At 34.6% G+C, this 17358-nt stretch carries 22 protein-coding genes; 4 read left to right on the forward strand and 18 right to left on the reverse strand.

All coding sequences use genetic code 11. From position 1 onward, the window contains the following. Positions 1–15: 15 nt before the first annotated feature. The 3 genes from gltX to SO785_RS07060 all read right to left on the reverse strand — a co-directional run bounded on the left by gltX (position 16) and on the right by SO785_RS07060 (position 3520). The gene (gltX, locus tag SO785_RS07050) at positions 16–1515 is read right to left on the reverse strand and encodes a glutamate--tRNA ligase (protein WP_003549081.1); all 1500 of its coding nucleotides are present in this window, start codon (positions 1513–1515) and stop codon (positions 16–18) included. Between the two features lie 77 nt (positions 1516–1592). Beyond that, positions 1593–2969, reverse strand: a complete 1377-nt coding sequence (gene radA, locus SO785_RS07055; protein ID WP_003549080.1) for a DNA repair protein RadA — start codon at positions 2967–2969, stop codon at positions 1593–1595. Beyond that, positions 2969–3520, reverse strand: a complete 552-nt coding sequence (locus tag SO785_RS07060; protein WP_011254121.1) for a dCTP deaminase/dUTPase family protein — start codon at positions 3518–3520, stop codon at positions 2969–2971. The genes radA and SO785_RS07060 overlap by 1 nt, the downstream gene beginning before the upstream one ends. A gap of 131 nt (positions 3521–3651) precedes the next feature. Between SO785_RS07060 and SO785_RS07065 the strand changes: the two genes are divergently transcribed. Next, positions 3652–3948 (forward strand): hypothetical protein, encoded by a 297-nt coding sequence (locus SO785_RS07065; protein ID WP_003549078.1) that lies wholly within the window; start codon positions 3652–3654, stop codon positions 3946–3948. A 70-nt stretch (positions 3949–4018) separates the two neighbouring features. After that, complete coding sequence (gene pepC, locus SO785_RS07070; protein ID WP_003549077.1) at positions 4019–5368, forward strand: aminopeptidase C; 1350 nt, start codon at positions 4019–4021, stop codon at positions 5366–5368. A 50-nt stretch (positions 5369–5418) separates the two neighbouring features. Here pepC and SO785_RS07075 read toward each other — a convergent pair whose 3' ends face one another. The 6 genes from SO785_RS07075 to SO785_RS07100 form a co-directional block, all read right to left on the reverse strand. After that, a complete protein-coding gene (locus SO785_RS07075) occupies positions 5419–6354 on the reverse strand; it encodes an AAA family ATPase (RefSeq protein WP_003549076.1) in 936 nt (311 codons plus the stop codon). A 103-nt stretch (positions 6355–6457) separates the two neighbouring features. Further along, positions 6458–7135, reverse strand: a complete 678-nt coding sequence (locus SO785_RS07080; protein WP_021721658.1) for a 2,3-bisphosphoglycerate-dependent phosphoglycerate mutase — start codon at positions 7133–7135, stop codon at positions 6458–6460. A 1-nt stretch (position 7136) separates the two neighbouring features. Next, a complete protein-coding gene (locus SO785_RS07085; RefSeq protein WP_003549074.1) occupies positions 7137–7319 on the reverse strand; it encodes a hypothetical protein in 183 nt (60 codons plus the stop codon). Between the two features lie 8 nt (positions 7320–7327). Then, positions 7328–8227 carry a cation diffusion facilitator family transporter gene (locus tag SO785_RS07090; protein ID WP_003549073.1) on the reverse strand — a complete coding sequence of 300 codons (900 nt, stop codon included), beginning with the start codon at positions 8225–8227 and terminating at the stop codon, positions 7328–7330. Positions 8228–8288: 61 nt separating this feature from the next. Beyond that, positions 8289–8969: a histidine phosphatase family protein gene (locus tag SO785_RS07095; protein ID WP_003549072.1), complete on the reverse strand. Its 681-nt coding sequence runs from the start codon at positions 8967–8969 to the stop codon at positions 8289–8291. A 39-nt stretch (positions 8970–9008) separates the two neighbouring features. Next, on the reverse strand, positions 9009–9767 hold the full coding sequence (locus SO785_RS07100; protein WP_003549071.1) for a sulfite exporter TauE/SafE family protein: 759 nt from the start codon (positions 9765–9767) through the stop codon (positions 9009–9011). Positions 9768–9840: 73 nt separating this feature from the next. Here SO785_RS07100 and SO785_RS07105 point away from each other — a divergent pair, with 73 nt between their 5' ends. Next, on the forward strand, positions 9841–10500 hold the full coding sequence (locus tag SO785_RS07105; RefSeq protein WP_003549070.1) for an HAD family hydrolase: 660 nt from the start codon (positions 9841–9843) through the stop codon (positions 10498–10500). Positions 10501–10545: 45 nt separating this feature from the next. Next, on the forward strand, positions 10546–11130 hold the full coding sequence (locus tag SO785_RS07110) for a DJ-1 family glyoxalase III (protein WP_003549069.1): 585 nt from the start codon (positions 10546–10548) through the stop codon (positions 11128–11130). Positions 11131–11340: 210 nt separating this feature from the next. Here SO785_RS07110 and SO785_RS07115 read toward each other — a convergent pair whose 3' ends face one another. The 9 genes from SO785_RS07115 to SO785_RS07155 form a co-directional block, all read right to left on the reverse strand. Then, positions 11341–11481, reverse strand: coding sequence for a hypothetical protein (locus tag SO785_RS07115; RefSeq protein ID WP_003549067.1), 141 nt, complete (start codon positions 11479–11481; stop codon positions 11341–11343). 99 nt (positions 11482–11580) lie between these two features. After that, entirely contained in the window at positions 11581–11976 is a 396-nt protein-coding gene (gene rpsI / locus SO785_RS07120; RefSeq protein ID WP_003549055.1) for a 30S ribosomal protein S9, read from the reverse strand. Between the two features lie 11 nt (positions 11977–11987). After that, positions 11988–12431, reverse strand: a complete 444-nt coding sequence (gene rplM / locus SO785_RS07125; RefSeq protein ID WP_003549054.1) for a 50S ribosomal protein L13 — start codon at positions 12429–12431, stop codon at positions 11988–11990. Between the two features lie 104 nt (positions 12432–12535). Then, positions 12536–13324 carry a tRNA pseudouridine(38-40) synthase TruA gene (truA, locus tag SO785_RS07130; protein WP_003549053.1) on the reverse strand — a complete coding sequence of 263 codons (789 nt, stop codon included), beginning with the start codon at positions 13322–13324 and terminating at the stop codon, positions 12536–12538. A gap of 2 nt (positions 13325–13326) precedes the next feature. After that, positions 13327–14124, reverse strand: a complete 798-nt coding sequence (locus SO785_RS07135) for an energy-coupling factor transporter transmembrane component T family protein (RefSeq protein ID WP_003549052.1) — start codon at positions 14122–14124, stop codon at positions 13327–13329. Beyond that, positions 14117–14974 carry an energy-coupling factor transporter ATPase gene (locus SO785_RS07140; RefSeq protein WP_003549051.1) on the reverse strand — a complete coding sequence of 286 codons (858 nt, stop codon included), beginning with the start codon at positions 14972–14974 and terminating at the stop codon, positions 14117–14119. The genes SO785_RS07135 and SO785_RS07140 overlap by 8 nt, the downstream gene beginning before the upstream one ends. Next, complete coding sequence (locus SO785_RS07145) at positions 14950–15801, reverse strand: energy-coupling factor transporter ATPase (protein ID WP_003549050.1); 852 nt, start codon at positions 15799–15801, stop codon at positions 14950–14952. The genes SO785_RS07140 and SO785_RS07145 overlap by 25 nt, the downstream gene beginning before the upstream one ends. A 190-nt stretch (positions 15802–15991) precedes the next feature. Further along, the gene (gene rplQ / locus SO785_RS07150) at positions 15992–16375 is read right to left on the reverse strand and encodes a 50S ribosomal protein L17 (RefSeq protein WP_003549049.1); all 384 of its coding nucleotides are present in this window, start codon (positions 16373–16375) and stop codon (positions 15992–15994) included. A gap of 24 nt (positions 16376–16399) precedes the next feature. Further along, positions 16400–17338, reverse strand: coding sequence for a DNA-directed RNA polymerase subunit alpha (locus tag SO785_RS07155; RefSeq protein WP_021874022.1), 939 nt, complete (start codon positions 17336–17338; stop codon positions 16400–16402). Positions 17339–17358 lie beyond the last annotated feature (20 nt).

Here is a 17358-nt window from a genome sequence, read left to right on the forward strand (position 1 = left end):
TTATTCTTTTTTAAATTAAAGATTGTTATCGCTCATTTGCTTCAAAGTCAAATCAATGTGTTTTACAACACGATCCTTACCCAAAAGTTCCATGGCTTCACCGATACCAGGTCCTACCATTGAACGAGTAGTAGCAATTCTTACTGGCATAAATAATTTTCTACCCTTTATACCAGTTGCCTTACGAGTTGCTTGAATAGCACCCATAATTTGAACTGCAGTAAATCTTGGAATAAGGTCTAATTGCTTCTTAAATTCTTCAATTACTGCACGACCATCATCATTCTTGATTTCTTCGATTTCTTCATCAGAAAGTTCCTTAGCATCTTCGAAGAAAATCTTAGCCATATCAACAATTTGCTTAGTGTAAGACATTTGAACGGCGTAAATGTTTACAAGTTGACGAATCCATTCCATTTTTTCTGGTGTTGGGTGTTCATCAACCAAGCCAGCTTCTTGTAAATTGTTCAATGACAAGTCAAGCAAAGTATCACGATCTGCCTTCTTGATATATTGGTTGTTAATCCATTCAAGCTTCTTTTGGTCAAAAGCAGCAGGTGACTTAGATAAACGTGCTGGATCAAATTGCTTAATGAATTCACGCTTAGTGAAGATTTCATTTTCACCCTTTGGTGACCAACCAAGAAGTGTAATGAAGTTGAACATTGCATCTGGTAAGTAACCAAGATCACGATATTGTTCAATAAATTGAAGAACAGATTCATCACGCTTAGAAAGCTTCTTACCAGTTTCTGAGTTAATGATCAAAGTCATGTGACCAAACTTAGGTGGTTCCCAACCAAGTGCTTCATAAACTACTAATTGCTTAGGAGTATTTGAAACGTGATCGTCACCACGAAGAACATGAGTAATCTTCATTAAGTGATCATCAACTACAACTGCGAAGTTATAAGTTGGCATACCATCACGCTTTTGAATAACGAAGTCACCACCAATGGTATCTGATTCAAATTCAAGATGACCTTTAACAATATCATCCCATGAATACGTTTCCATTTCTGGAATATGAATACGTACAACTGGCTTTAAGCCCTTAGCCTTAGCCTCTTCTTGAGCTTGCTTAATTTCATCAGCAGTCATACCTTCATATTCGTAAGTGTAGTGAGGAGCAACACCCATAGCACGTTGTTCTTCACGTTGCTCTTCAAGTTCTTCTTCAGTCTTGTATGAGTAGTATGCTTTACCTTCTTCAAGTAATTGATCAATATACTTTTGGTAAATGTCTTTTCTTTCTGATTGGCGATATGGACCGTAGTCTCCACCTTTATCTGGACCTTCATCCCAGTCAATTCCTAACCAGTGAAGGTTTTCCATTTGAGATTTAGAACCGCCTTTAACATTACGTTTTTGGTCGGTATCTTCGATTCTCAATACCATAGTACCCTTATTATGACGGGCGAATAAATAGTTAAAAAGTGCAGTACGTGCGTTACCGATGTGTAAGTGACCGGTTGGACTTGGTGCATATCTTACACGGATTTTTTCTTTAGCCAAAATTCATGCCTCTTTCAAAATTTAGTAGATTCAAACACTCCTAGTTTACTCGTTATATAGTAAGAATTCAATCTGTGCTAATTAAAAACTAATTTTAACGCTTGCGGAATGCTTGAAACTGGAATAACTTCTATTCCGTTATTAGTTAATCCTTGATACATATTGTGTTTAGGAATAAAAATTCGCTTAAAACCAACTTTAGCAGCTTCTTTTACTCTAGCTTCAATTTTATCTACTCTACGGATTTCTCCCGTTAAACCTACTTCACCTACAAAACAATCAGTTGGTGAAATTTCTTTGTCTGTATAACTAGATGCAACAGACATTGCAATCGCCAAATCAATCGCAGGCTCATTCAACTTAATCCCACCAGTAGCAGTCAAATATACATCTTGGTTTTGCAACATCAAATTACCACGCTTTTCAAGTACTGCCAGTAAAAGAGCAGCCCTATTATAATCAATCCCTGACGTTGTTCTTTTTGCATAACCAAATGCCGTTGGCGTAACCAAAGCCTGAATTTCTGCCAAAAGCGGGCGTGTTCCTTCCAAAGAAACAACTACTGCTGAACCAGTCGAATTTGGTAATCTTTGATCAAGAAAAATAGCTGACGGATTAGTTACTTCTTTTAACCCTTCATTCACCATTTCAAACATGCCAATTTCATTAGCAGCACCAAAACGATTTTTCACAGAATGTAAAATTCTATAAGTATGGTGCTCATCCCCTTCAAAATATAGAACAGTATCTACCATATGTTCCATAATTTTAGGTCCCGCAATTGCACCCTCTTTAGTTACATGTCCAATTACAAAAACAGTAATTGCATCCATTTTTGCGATTTTCATCAATTCACTAGTTACTTCACGAACCTGTGAGGCAGAACCTGTCATAGAATCTAAGCTAGGTTCATTCATTGTTTGAATTGAATCAATAACTACAAAATCAGGTTTAACATCATTAATTTGTTCACGAATATCATGCATATCACTTTCAGGATATAAAAGCATGTTACTCTGTCCGATTCCTAACCGATCAGCTCTTAGCTTAATTTGATTAGCTGATTCTTCTCCGGAAACGTATAATACTTTATGCTTTTCTGCCAAATCACTCATAATTTGCAACATTAAAGTTGATTTACCAATTCCAGGATCTCCACCGATTAATACAAGCGATCCAGGTACAATTCCGCCACCTAAAACACGATTTAATTCTTCTGATTTAGTAGAAATTCTCTCTTCTTTTTCCGCTTTAATTTTATCTAGCTTTACTGGTTCATTTACGCCAGTTTTTTGGATTAAACGGCTAGCTGTAGCTTTTGTTGAACGTTTTTGTACTTCTTCAGTTTCTTTTTCAAATTGATTCCATGCTCCACAGTTAGGACATCTACCTAAATAACTAGCAGAAATGTAACCACAGGAGCGACATTTATATTGAGTTTTTACCCTTGCCATTAATCATCCTTCTTTTCGTTTGTTGAACCAAAACCGCTAACCCTTTGTCGACTAATTGGATCATCATCATCAGTTTTTAGATATTTAATAAAAATCCCTTGAGCAATACGGTCACCTTTATGAATATGAAGTGGACGAACACCATAATTAAGCACTTGAACAAATATTTCCCCTTCATTATTAGGATTGTTGTAATAATCAGCATCAATTACACCAATTCCATTTGGTAATGCCAAATTTCTTTTAAAAGTATTTGATGAACGGTTAGCTAAAATAAGTACTTCATCTTCGGGCATATATGCTTTAAGTCCTGTTGGCACCAAAATTGGCTTTAATGTTTGATCACACATTTCATAATCACGCTCATAAAGCTGATGTCCATTTCTAATTAATCTAAAAATTCGCACAAAATTCAAACGCCAAATACTGGGAATGGTTATATCTTCTGCAGCTTCGATATCATAACCAGCACTGGCTAAAGTTTGTCTTCTAGGCAAATTAATATTTTTATCTTGATACTTAGCAACTACTTCAAATCCGCGTGTTTTCATTCTGTTAACCCCCATTTATTCTTTTCTTTTGACAGTTATATATTTTACAATGTTTTTAATTAGGGCAAAACATTAAGCCTCATTATTAATTACGTAAAACATTGCAATATTTTTTAGAAAAAGGACGTAAAATGACTGACACAAAAAAGTATTTTATTCAAAGAAATGGCAGTGATAAACAAATAACTTCTAGTACTGATATCGATTTAATTCAGCGCAAAGACAAAACTGTCTGGGTAATGAACCATATTTTTTTAAATCCTGATGAGCATGATGAACATGAATTAAGTTTATTAATGCAAGAAGTTATTACCTATGTGAAAAATACTGACTATCCTATCTGGGTACTCGATCCCATTGCCATCAAATATTTTGAAAAGTATCCCGATCTTAAAAATATCTGGTATCACAAACCTTACCAAGATTAAATTTTCGATGATAGACGGACATAATTTTATGTTTTAAAATAATAATTATGATAAAAGGAGGAAAAAATTAATGTCAAAAGAAATTTCTAAGGATACTATTAATAAATTTGAACAAGATTTAACTAATCACCCAGCTTATAAAGTTGCCAGCCGTGCAGCACAAGAAAATGGCATTTTTAAAGCAAGTCAAGATTTACAAACTAAAATTGATCTTGATCCAACTTTTTCAATTGAAATTGAAACTGGTAAACCAGCTGACCAAAAGCAATCCGGTCGTTGCTGGATGTTCAGCGCATTAAATACCATGCGTCACCCACTTCAAAAGAAATTCCAATTGAAGGACTTCGAATTATCTCAAAATTACACCAACTTCTGGGATAAATTTGAAAAGTCAAACTGGTTCTTTGAAAATGTTATTGCAACTGCAGATAAGCCACTCGGCGATCGCAAAGTTTCATTCTTGTTTGCCACTCCACAACAAGACGGTGGTCAATGGGATATGCTTTGTGGCATTATTGAAAAATACGGTATCGTACCAAAGAGTGTTTACCCAGAAACTGCTAATGCAACTAACTCAAGTGCATTAAACGACACTTTAAACACCTTGCTTCGTAAAGATGGTCTAGAATTACGTAAATTGGTTAACGATGGTAAGTCAGAAGAAGAAATTCAAACTCGTAAGGAAGAAATGCTTAACGATGTCTTCCGCGTACTAGCTGTTTCACTTGGCGTTCCACCAAAGAAATTTAACTTCGAATATCGTGACGATGACAAGAATTACCATATTGATAAGGACATTACTCCAAAGGAATTCTTTGATAAATATGTTGGTATGGACCTTGAAGACCACATCTCAACTATCAATGCTCCAACTAGTGACAAGCCATTCCATAAAGTATTCTCAGTTGAATACTTAGGTAATGTTGAAGGTGGTCGTCAAGTTCGTCACTTGAACTTAAAGGTTGATGAAATGAAAGACTTAATCATCAAGCAACTAAAGAGCGGCGAAGTTGTATGGTTTGGTTCAAACGTTGTTAAGGACTCAGAAAGAAGAGCTGGTCTTCTTGATACTGACCTTTACAGACGTGACGAATTATTTGACGTGGACTTTTCAATGTCAAAGGCTGAAAAGCTTGATTCTGGTGAAAGTATGATGGACCATGCTATGGTTATCACTGGTGTTGATATTGTTGATGGCAAACCAACTAAGTGGAAGATCGAAAACTCATGGGGCGAAAAGCCTGGCTTCAAAGGTTACTTTGTAATGAGCGACAAATGGTTTGATTCATTTGTTTACCAAGCTGTTATCAACAAGAAATTCTTGCCAGACGACTTAAAGAAAGCCTACGATGAAGGTGTTAAAGATCCAATCCAATTATTACCATGGGATCCAATGGGTGCTTTAGCATTTGATTTTTAATAGCTGACTAAAAAGAGTTATGTATCAAATTGATACATAACTCTTTTCTTTTACCAAATATGTAGCAAACGTGTTGGATCTAATTTGCTTAAGTTAAATTGGTGAACATGTTGTTTAGGATTTTCTGGAAATTCTTTAATAAAATCTGCCACATTGTATAATCCTGTCGAATATGTCCAAACTCCCTTTACTTTTCTAATAGGATCCAACATTTCATTTCTGATTGGGTATGCAGAAATTAAGAAATGCTTATGGTGAAACTTAAAAACAAAATATGGTAATTTAAACTGTTTTACAGCTTCCTCTTCAGTTTTCGCAATTGAAACTACATTTCGATATGTGCCATACTTTTCAGTAAATTTTTCATTAAAAGAAAAATAAAAATTCGAAATATGAACATGTGGGAAATCTTTTTCATCAACTTTATCTGGGATAGCAATTACATGTGAGTAACGATCTAGATTACTTTCCTTTTGTGATAAAGCATGTTCCATTTGATTTGGAACTATTTTATGTGCCCAATATGGTACTTCTGGATGTGCTTCATATGAGCGATACATTTGCTTTACTACTTCTGGTTTAACCCAGTCATAATGCATTCTTGTTTGATTACGCTTAAGTAAATTCTCTAGCGTATTATGCTGCATCAAATCTACTACGAAGCATTCATAATGATATTTTTCTACCCATGGTTTAAAATGCTCGATTGCACTTGGAACAATATGAGTTCCATCGACAATCACAGTTTCCCCATGTTCCATCTTGTGTTCTACAAGGTGATCCACCATTTGCTCAGTACGCACTGTTACGTGCCGCGGAATAACTTGGTGTAATACATCCGCATCCTCTTGATAATAAACTGTTAAATCCGCCAATAATAACCTAATTTGATCACGACTGATCGCATAAGGCGTTAAGTGATGACGTGCAATAAAAGAAGATTTACCGGAGCCAGGTGCACCTCGCAATAAAAATAATTTACGCATGCCTAATACTCCAAACTAAATATTTCTAGAAATCACTATAGATTTTACCATAGATAAAAGAAAATCCTTATTCAGAGCACAAAAAATGCAGCTTTAACTGCATTTAACGTAAAATTTTTTTATTTATAATATTCAATTGATCATCCATAGTATAAACAATTGGCTCTGCATTAGGGACTTCTAGATTAACAATATCATGATCGTTAATATTTTCGAGTTTTTTAATTAAAGCTCTTAAACTAGAACCATGTGCAACAATTAATTGATCTTCGCCATTGAGTAATTTAGGAGCAATATGATCATAGTAATATGGCATTAATCTATTTTGAGTTTGATGTAAACTTTCTGCTCTTGGCATCAAGTGCTGGTCACATAATTTATAACGACGATCAATTACTGGTGATCCTTGTGCCGGAGGAATCGAATTAAAACCTCTACGCCATAATAAAACTTGTTCTACACCAAACACCTTACGTGAAACATCTTTATTAAGGCCTCTTAAAGCACCATAGTGGCGTTCATTTAGTCTCCATGTCTTAGTCATAGGTAACCATAATAAACCACATGTATCAGCTACTATATTAGCAGTAACAATAGCCCTTGATAAAACAGATGTATGAATATGAGTTGGTGCAAAATCAGTAATAGTATTAATTAATTTTCCTGCTTTTTTTGCTTGTTGCTTTCCCTTTTCAGTTAATGGAACATCATTCCATCCTGTATAAACATTTTCAGCATTCGCAACACTTTCACCATGTCTAACTAATACTAACTTTGCAATTTTATCCCACCAAAGATCTAATAATCATTATTATTCCAGCTATTGTAAAAATCACTCCCAAAATCATAAAAGCTACAATTCCGCCTTTATTCGTGGGCTGTTTACGCCTGTTAAATGCATAGGACATATCATAGATACCCATAATTAATACAATTACAGCTGTAAAAATATTTACTGAAAACATCTCTTCACCTAATCTTCGTTATTTCCACGTCCTGGCACAATCATATCGTCATTTTGTCCTCGCTTACATTCTGCCTGTAAAGTTATATGATTGATGCCTAATTCTTTCTTTAGCTTTTTACCAATTTCTTGATAGAGTTGTTCTAGCTCATCTGCACACATATCTGGTGCAACATTTATATGCGCATCCATCATTATAAAATCATCACTATAGCGCCATACATGAACATGGTGAATATTAGTTACTTTTGGAAAAGATAGGACTATTTCATTAACTTTATCAAGATCAATATCGGGATTGGATTCCATCAAAACATTAGCAGCTTTCATAGTAATTTCATAGGCTTCATGTAAAACAAACAATGAAACCAAGATAGTTAATACAGGGTCAAGCCAAGTAACATTCCAAAAGTAAATAAACACCGCACCAATTACAACAGCTACACTAGATAAGGCATCACTAAGCATATGAATAAATGTTGAGCGAACATTTAAGTTACCTTTGGCATCCCTATGCATAGCAAGCATAGAAATTATATTAGCAAGCAAGCCAATAATTGATACTACCAGCATAATACCACCATGGATATGTTCTGGCTCCCAGAAGCGTTGGATTGCTTCCACAAATAACACTACACTGATTACGATTAGAACTACACCATTAGTAAAAGCTGCCAATGTTTCTGCTCTTTCATAACCAAAAGTCTTATTATTATTCCGACTTCTTCTACTAATTAAATGCGCTATAAAAGATAAAATAATCGCACCCACATCGCTTAAATTATGGACAGCATCAGATAAAAGCGCTAATGATCCTGAAAAAATACCGCCCAAAAATTCTGCGATAGTAATAATAACATTAAGCAGTGTAACAAACACATAACGTTTAGTTGTATGGTCCTTATTCATCTAAATTTTCCTTTCGTTATCAGTGTACCAAAAAAGGCCCTACTTATGCAGTAGGACTCTTTTATAGTTTTTCAGCATCGATGTTGTAATCAACAATTTCGAATTTTCCATCATCATGCAAAATTCCACGAGTAACACTACCATTATTTGGAAAGACAATATCATGGATACCATCACTGTCCTTCCAGTATTTAATAGTTAATGTCTTTATAAAATCTCCGTGACTCACTAATAATACTCTTTGTTCATCTTTAGTTAGATCGCGTAAAACATTAATCCCACGAATCATTCTTTTATCTAATTCTTGAGTATTTTCTGCTAAATGACGTGGATCTGCCTTCTTAGTTGCTTCACGGAATTTGTCTAATCCAACCTTATTAATAATTTTGGCCACATCATCTTCATGCCCGATTCCTGCAGCCATCGCTACTTGATCCCAAGTTTGGTTAATATCATCACCCTCGAAAGTTCCAAAGAAAACTTCACGAAATTCTGGCAACTTTCTAATTTTCCCAATATCCGAAACCACATTAGCATCTTTCATTAAATGAACAGTATCAATCGCTCTTTTTAGGTCTGACGAATACATATTATCAAAGTGTACTTGACTTAAAGCATTAGCAGTTCTTTTTAAATCATTAATCCCCTTAACTGTTAATGGAGAATCGCACCAACCTTGAACTTTATTCAATTGGTTGAACATCGTTTCACCATGACGAACTAAATAAACTTCTGTTGCCATATTAACCCTCCTTTTTCATTAATAAACATTGTATCAAACTTAACGCAAATATGCGGTATAAAAGAAGTATCCTGCTTGTGTAAATGCCAATGCAGCAATAAAAATTCTAACTGGTTTTTCTGGAACTCTTCTTAAAATGGCTGGTCCAATATAACCACCAATGAACATACCAATAGCAAGCGGAATAGCTTGTAACCAATAAATTCGTGACGTGAACATAAAAATAATTAAAGCTACCAAATTAGCAAATCCACAAACTACATTTTTTATCGCATTAATTACAATAAATTTTTCATTAGTAATATATGTTAAAAGAACTAATACAATAACTCCACCTGCCGCACCAAAATATCCTGTGTAAACACCCATAATTAAAAGTGCAACTAAATATACTATTTTCAACCACATTGGCTGTTTAGCTGTGTTTAATGCATTATGCTTACCCGAAATGATGATCATAATTCCTGAAAATGCAATAAAAAAAGGTACAGCTTTTTCAAAAACACTAGATGGAAATGAAAGAAGTAACACACATCCCATTACCGACCCAATAACAGTAAATATCGTATAAAACCATGTTTCCTTCCAATGTCCCTTTAACTCTTTGGTTGAAGAAATAGTCGAGCCTATACTTGTCCAAATTAGAGCTGCATCATTAGTCACATTAGCATAAACAGGTGGGATACCAACCGCAAGCAATACTGGATATGATGCTAGTGAAGCCATTGAAGCAACAGATGATAACAATCCACCTGCTACTCCACCAATTAGTAAGAAAATAATTGTCCAAATTGTCATTTCTAATTCCTTTCCTAAAATTGTCTAATTAATTATAATTCTAATGATTACTAACGTAAAAAGAAGGTACTGTATGTCTACATTTAATACATTAATTTTCATTCCAGAAGGCAGCCTTTTAAATGAAAAACTAGCTGTTAAAACTGCCTTGCGTCAAACCTTAAAATACTTCGGTCTTGATTGGGGACCAGCTGAGAGATTAAGATATACCAGTTTGCAAAAGCAATTCAAAACTCTATCAATTACTGAACAAATTGATCTATCTTTGTCTACTTTTTTAAAAAATGATCTTAGTGAAACGCATACCATTTTTGACAATGAAATGAAGAAACAAACTAGATTAGTTAAAGGCGCAATTGAATTTTTAGATGAAATCAGCAGCAAAGTATCTTTAATCTTACTCGCAAAAGAAACAAAAGAACAAATAGAACCGCGACTTATGCCGACAGAACTACTTAGCTTATTTGATCATGCTTATTTTGCTGATGACTTTAAAGAAAAATTGCCTAATAAAAATATCTTTTTCAAAATTCTTAAAGATCATCCTGATATTGATCCCGACAATATTTTAGTAATTGGTACTAATTTAGATGAAGAAATTCAAGGTGCTGAAAATGCCAATTTAAAATCACTTTGGCTTGCTCCTAAAAAAGATAAGATTCCAATTTCACCTCGTCCTACGCTCCATCTCAGTAAATTATCAGATCTCTCATTTTATTTAGACGTTAATTAACTAGTATAATAGAATCAGCATGATAAAAAGAAAGGATGACTTTTAATGACAAAAGTTGCTGTGGTCTTTGCAGATGGTTGTGAAGAAGTTGAAGGTTTAAGTATTGTCGATGTACTTCGCCGATTAAATGTAGAGTGTGATATGGTTGGCTTAACTAGCAAAAAAGTTGATGGCGATCACCACATTGAAATTACTTGCGATAAAGTTGTCAACGATGGTTTGCTCGACTATGATTTAGTTGCATTCCCTGGCGGAATGAATGGTTCAGCTAACTTGCGTGATAATGAAAAATTGCGTGACTTAATGGTTAAGCGTCATGAAGCGGGTAAATGGGATGCTGCTATGTGCGCTGCTCCTCGTGCACTTGCTCATTATGGTGTTTTAGATGATGCTGACTTTACTTGCTATCCAGGTATTCAAGATGAATGCTTAGAGGATCAACCAAATGCTCATTTTTCAGAAAGAATCACTGTTACTGATGACAAACATAAGATTATAACCAGCCGTGGTCCTGCTACCGCATGGGCATTTGCTTATGCGATCGCGGAAGCTTTAGGTGTTGATACCAAGGCATTAAAGAAGGGTATGCTTTACGACTACTTAGCTGAAAATATTCAAGATAGTTTATAATTTTTAGCGCAATTCAAAGGCTTGAAGATATATGTTCTTCAAGTCTTTTTTGATTACATTATTAGAATTAAACAAAAGTATTAGTGCGATTCTTTAAAATAAAAGCCTTGAGATATTACTAACTTTTCAGCCACTTCTCTTTGATTAGCTGTTAAATTATAAAAACTTAATCTCATTCCACCTTCATATAAAACCAAAGCCAAATTATTATTATCCATCAATGCAATTTTCAAACTCATCAAATTTATCATTATCAAATTGAAAAGTCTTTGGAAAAAAGTCCAAATATGCTGTCGTATATGCCTTTTCATCCACTTGATCTAAAATATCGTCTAATTTACTTTCTAACAATCTTTTATAAACTCCTATGAATCTTCAACCAAATCTATCTAACAAAAAAAGCATTCCACTTGGGAATGCTTTTTGATATATAAACGTAAAATCCAAAGATTAACGCTTTGAGAATTGTGAAGCTTTACGGGCTTTCTTCAAACCTGGCTTCTTTCTTTCCTTCATTCTTGGGTCACGAGTCAAGAAACCTGCCTTCTTAAGTGGACCACGGAAGTCTGGGTCAACTTCAAGAAGAGCACGAGCGATACCAAGACGGATAGCTCCAGCTTGACCTGAGAAACCACCACCGTTAACGTTAACGTGAATGTCGTATTGACCTTCAGTTTCAGTTAAAGTTAAAGGTTGCTTTAAGTCCTTAACTAAGTTAGGGAATGGAATGTATTGATCAATATCTTTACCGTTAACAGTAATCTTACCGTTACCTGGTACTAAACGAACACGTGCAACTGAGTCCTTGCGGCGACCAGTACCTGTGTATGCAGCTTGTTGTGCCATTATTTAACCTCCTAGATTAATTTGTTAATATCTAACTTTTCAGGCTTTTGTGCTTCATGCTTGTGATCTTCACCAGCATAAACGTGCATCTTCAAGAATTCTTGGTGACCAAGAGTGTTCTTTGGAAGCATGCCCTTAACTGAGATTTCAACCATCTTAACTGGGTTATTAGCAAGCAACTCACCGTAAGAAACAGCCTTCAAGCCACCGCGCCATGATGAGTGGTGGTAGTAGAACTTGTCTGAAGCCTTTTTACCAGTCAACTTAATCTTTGAAGCGTTGACAACAATAACGTTATCACCGCAATCAACATTAGGTGTGTATTGAGGCTTGTTCTTACCTCTCAAAATAGTGGCTACAGCTGCAGAAAGACGACCAAGAGATACGTCAGTTGCATCAATAATGTACCACTTACGTTCGATTTCACTAGATTTTGCTAATGGTGTAGTACGCAATTTAAATTCCTCCGTTTATTTGCAGTTTGAAAACAATAAGTTTCCGGGGCCTATCGTGGACAAACATACTATACTAGAGTACGTCCTTTTAGGAAAAATGTCAATTATAAATACTGGTCCTGACGATATTTTTGCGGTATTTCATCATAAAAAACATGATACAAATATAAGCCACTTCCCTGAGCTGTTTGTCGAACTTCTTGTCTATCTTTAGCTGCAATTACTCGCCGCAAGTCATGTAAAGGTCGACGCTCATTACCTATTTCAAGTAAGGCTGCGACCATAATTCTAACCATATTATAAAGAAAACCTGAACCGATAAAATCAAATACTATTTCATTTTCTTTTTCATCCTTAGTGATATTAATATAATAAATTGTTCTGACTTTATCTTTAATTTGTCCACCACTTGCAGCAAAACTAGTAAAATCGTGTTTTCCTAATAGATCTTGGGCCGCTATTCTCATTTTTTCAAGATCTAATTGATAAGGAAAATGCCCTGTATAAAATCTTTTAAATGGGTTTACAAAGTAATCTAAACTTAATCGATATCGATACCACTTTCCTTTTATTGAATATCTAGCATGAAAGTCCTCATCAACTATCTGACAATCCGTAAATACAATATCCGTTGGCATCATCGAATTTAATGCTAAAATCATCCTATTCGCTGGTATTTCTTTGCCTGGATAATCAAAATGTATCACTTGTCCAATTGCATGAACACCTGCATCAGTTCTACCAGAACCTTGAACAATTATTCTTTTCCCCTTAGTCATTTTTTTCAAAGCATCTTCAACTGTTCCCTGAACAGTTCTTTGATCAGGCTGTAATTGAAAGCCATGAAATAAGTGCCCATCATAGGCCATTGTCATTTTATATCTAGTTAACATAATTAGTGTGTCCTAAAAATTAATAATAATCCTACTAAAAGTACAAAATAGCCTAAAGAAATCAAATCATATTTTGACCAATTTAATACACGATATTTCGTTCTACCGCTACTTCCCCGATATCCTCTTGATTCCATTGCAGTTGACAAATCAAGAGCTGTCTCTAACGAATGAATAAACAAAGGAACTAAAATTGGTGTAACTGCTTTTGCCCTTTTTATTAATCCGCCATCATTAAAATCAGCCCCACGTGATCTTTGTGCATTCATTATTTTTAACGTTTCATCAAATAACGTAGGCACGAAGCGCAAAGCAATCGAAATTACTAATGCAATTTTATCTACTGGAACTTTAAATATTTTTAGCGGTTTAAGTAACCACTCCATTGCATCTGCAATTTCCAAAGGCATTGTGGTAACAGTCATTACAGTTGATATCAAAATAATTAGTGTAAATCTAATAAAAATATAAATTGCATTAATCAAACCATAGCTTGAAAGTGTAAAAATCCACCATTGCCAATAGATCTTACCACCCGTCATAAAAAATAGCTGTAATAGCGATGTAAAGAATATTAACCCAATCAAAGGTTTAACTCCATCCCAAAATACATTTATTTTTAATCCTGTAGCAAAAACTGCTAAAAAGCAAAATAAAGTAATGATTGCATATGTTAACGGATTGTTAGCTAAAAAAATTACAAAAATAAATAAAATAGTAATTAATAATTTCCCTCGGGGATCCATTTTATAAATAAGAGAATGCCCCGGAATATATCTACCAACAATTATCTTACTCATAAAATTCACCCTCTAGGTTATTTTTAATCCCATCAATTAATTGATCAATTGTTAATGGATTTTTTAAAAATTTATAATTATTTAATTCTGATGCAAATATACCAGTAACAGGCTCAGATAAATTATGCTTTTTCAGCCATTTTCTATCTGCAAAAATATTTTCAGGAGTATCATGCTTAATTAATTTTCCCTTTTCCATTACGAGTACATCATTTGCATACTCTGCAACATCATCCATATTATGTGTAACCAAAATTACAGTATGACCTGCTTTTTGATAATCTAAAAACAATTGCATCATATCGTGCCGAGATTTTGGATCCAAGCCTGCCGCAGGTTCATCCAGACATAAAATCTGAGGCTCAATCGCCATTACACCTGCAATAGCTACTCTTCTCATTTGTCCACCAGATAATTCAAAAGGAGATTTAGAAGCAAGTTCTTCAGATATCCCCACTTTCTTCATCCATTTAAGTGCCTTATTTTTAGCTTCTTCTTCAGTTGCACCGAAATTCTTAGGTCCAAATTCAATATCTTCTAGAACCGTATTTTCAAACAATTGAACTTCAGGGAACTGAAAAACGAGACTTACTTTTTTGCGTAATCGTTTTAAATTTTTATTACTTGTCTCAGGTGTAATATGGTATCCCACAATGTTAATTACCCCGGCACTAGGCTTCAATAAAGCGTTAAAATGCTGCATTAAAGTAGACTTACCACTTCCTGTATGTCCAATCAATGCAACAAAACTATTATCAGCTAATTCAAATGAAACATTATCTAACCCTTTTTTCTCCATTGGAGTTTCTGGAGAATATATATAATCTACTTTTTTGAATTTAATTGACATAGATATTGCTCCAATTCATCTTGTGTTTTTATACTTTGTGGCACTTTAATTCCAGTTTCCTTTAACTTTAAAATTACTTTTTCTACAAATGGTATATCTAAACCTATTTCTTGTAATAATTCTGGTTTACTGAAAATATCTATTGGACCACTTTGAGCAAGAATTTTCCCATCATTTAAAACAATTACATCGTCTGCTAAACTTGCTTCATCAATATCATGAGTAATTGATATAATAGTTAAATTTTTATCGATCATCAATTGTCTAATTATTTTAAGAATTTGGTTTCTCCCATTAGGATCAAGCATCGATGTCGATTCATCCAAGATAATAATATCTGGTTCTACCGCAAGAATACCAGCGATTGCCACCCGTTGCTTCTGTCCTCCAGAAAGATTAGCTGGCTCTGCATTTATATAATCTAACATACCAACATCAGATAAAACTCGATTAACAATTCTAATCATTTCATTTCTAGGTACTCCCCTATTCTCCAATCCAAAAGCTACATCATCACCTACAGTAGCACCAACAAATTGATTATCTGGATTTTGGAATACAATACCTACTTTTTCTCTAACATTCCATACAGTTTTAGAATTTAAAGTTATACCCGAAACAATAATTTTACTATTTGCATCAGCATCAGGTAGAAGCAAACCATTTGTCAATTTTGAAATTGTAGATTTACCACTTCCATTATGTCCTATTAATGCAGTCCATGAACCTGACCTAATTTTAAAATTAATATCATTGAGGACAGGCTTTTCAGTATCAGGATAAGTAAATGAAACATGTCTAAATTCAACGGCGTTGTTTTTTGACACTATTACACTCTCCTTTCATAAAGATAATTACATATTAGTAATTGTAACAGAAAAAAGAGCAAAAAAATCACCCATGAAGAGGGATGATTCTTAATCATCTAAGCTAGACTAAGCTTACGCCATCATCTTTACGCTTATTCTCACTTTCATGGATAATTCTTAATACGTATTAAGTTGTGATTATTCTAGATTAAACTAATTCAAGAATAACCATTGGAGCAGCGTCACCTTTACGAGGAACAGCTAACTTCATAATTCTAGTGTAACCACCATTACGATCCTTGTAACGAGGTGCTACATCACTAAAAAGCTTTTGCAATGCTGACTTAACAACAACTGCATCCTTTTCTTCGTGGATATCTGCAACTTCGTTACGTACAAATGCTGCAGCCTTTCTTCTTGAAGCTAAATCGCCGCGCTTACCTAAAGTGATCATCTTTTCGGCAGTCTTACGAACTTCTTTAGCACGAGTTTCAGTAGTAACAATGCGTTCGTTCATGATTAATTGAGTAGTCATTTCTCTTAGCATTGCTTTTCTGTGAGCACTATCGCGACCTAATTTACGGTATGCCATGGGTTTGCCTCCTTTTATTACTAACTAGTCTTCTTGACGAAGTGAAAGACCTAAGTCAGTTAATTTATTCTTTACTTCTTCCAATGATTTACGTCCTAAGTTACGTACACGCATCATATCTGATTCTGTCTTATCAGTCAACTCTTGAAGAGTGTTAATGCCAGCACGTTTCAGGCAGTTATATGAACGAACAGAAAGATCAAGTTCTTCAATTGTCATTTCGAGCTTCTTTTCTTTCTTATCGTCTTCCTTTTCCACCATTACTTCGCTGAATTTAGTATTTGCATCAGCTGATTCAAACACCTTGAAATGTTCAACTAAAATTTTAGCAGCAAAACTAAGGGCGTCATTAGGCTTGATTGAACCGTCAGTCCAAATCTCAAAAGTGAGTTTGTCAAAATCGTCTCTCTTACCAACACGAGTTGATTCAACTTGGTAATTAGCCTTTTTAATTGGTGAGAATAGAGAATCAACAGGAATTACTCCGATTGGCATATCATCACTCTTATTGTCACTTGCTGCAACGTATCCTCTACCATTTTTTACGGCGAGTTCCATGTGCAAGTGTCCACCTTCAGCAATGGTACAAATATATTGATCTGGATTTAAGACTTGAACATCTGCATCAACTTTAAGATCATCAGCAGTCACTGTGGCAGGACCTTCAACGTCTAATTCAATAACCTTTTGTTCATCTGAAAGAGACTTTAATTCAAGCTTCTTTAAATTCAAAATGATTTTGGTTACATCTTCTCTAACGCCAGGAACTGTTGAGAACTCGTGTAAAACGCCATCAATTTGCACATAAACAAGTCCAGTACCCGGAATAGAAGTAAGTAATACTCTTCTTAAAGAATTACCTAAAGTAGTACCAAAGCCTCGCTCAAGTGGTTCAACAACAAACTTACCGTAAGAATCTTCTTGTTCAACAACGGTAATATTTGGTTTTTCAAATTCAATCATTACTGGGCCCCTTTCAAAAC

The organism is Lactobacillus acidophilus (genome assembly GCF_034298135.1).
GTDB lineage: Bacteria > Bacillota > Bacilli > Lactobacillales > Lactobacillaceae > Lactobacillus > Lactobacillus acidophilus.

Coding starts and splice junctions, on each gene's coding strand:
- radA (WP_003549080.1), bottom strand. CDS start 2,969: ATGGCAAGGGTAAAAACTCAATATAAATGTCGCTCCTGTGGTTACATT.
- SO785_RS07060 (WP_011254121.1), bottom strand. CDS start 3,520: ATGAAAACACGCGGATTTGAAGTAGTTGCTAAGTATCAAGATAAAAAT.
- SO785_RS07065 (WP_003549078.1), top strand. CDS start 3,652: ATGACTGACACAAAAAAGTATTTTATTCAAAGAAATGGCAGTGATAAA.
- pepC (WP_003549077.1), top strand. CDS start 4,019: ATGTCAAAAGAAATTTCTAAGGATACTATTAATAAATTTGAACAAGAT.
- SO785_RS07075 (WP_003549076.1), bottom strand. CDS start 6,354: ATGCGTAAATTATTTTTATTGCGAGGTGCACCTGGCTCCGGTAAATCT.
- SO785_RS07085 (WP_003549074.1), bottom strand. CDS start 7,319: ATGTTTTCAGTAAATATTTTTACAGCTGTAATTGTATTAATTATGGGT.
- SO785_RS07090 (WP_003549073.1), bottom strand. CDS start 8,227: ATGAATAAGGACCATACAACTAAACGTTATGTGTTTGTTACACTGCTT.
- SO785_RS07095 (WP_003549072.1), bottom strand. CDS start 8,969: ATGGCAACAGAAGTTTATTTAGTTCGTCATGGTGAAACGATGTTCAAC.
- SO785_RS07100 (WP_003549071.1), bottom strand. CDS start 9,767: ATGACAATTTGGACAATTATTTTCTTACTAATTGGTGGAGTAGCAGGT.
- SO785_RS07105 (WP_003549070.1), top strand. CDS start 9,841: ATGTCTACATTTAATACATTAATTTTCATTCCAGAAGGCAGCCTTTTA.
- SO785_RS07110 (WP_003549069.1), top strand. CDS start 10,546: ATGACAAAAGTTGCTGTGGTCTTTGCAGATGGTTGTGAAGAAGTTGAA.
- rpsI (WP_003549055.1), bottom strand. CDS start 11,976: ATGGCACAACAAGCTGCATACACAGGTACTGGTCGCCGCAAGGACTCA.
- truA (WP_003549053.1), bottom strand. CDS start 13,324: ATGTTAACTAGATATAAAATGACAATGGCCTATGATGGGCACTTATTT.
- SO785_RS07135 (WP_003549052.1), bottom strand. CDS start 14,124: ATGAGTAAGATAATTGTTGGTAGATATATTCCGGGGCATTCTCTTATT.
- SO785_RS07140 (WP_003549051.1), bottom strand. CDS start 14,974: ATGTCAATTAAATTCAAAAAAGTAGATTATATATATTCTCCAGAAACT.
- rplQ (WP_003549049.1), bottom strand. CDS start 16,375: ATGGCATACCGTAAATTAGGTCGCGATAGTGCTCACAGAAAAGCAATG.
- SO785_RS07155 (WP_021874022.1), bottom strand. CDS start 17,338: ATGATTGAATTTGAAAAACCAAATATTACCGTTGTTGAACAAGAAGAT.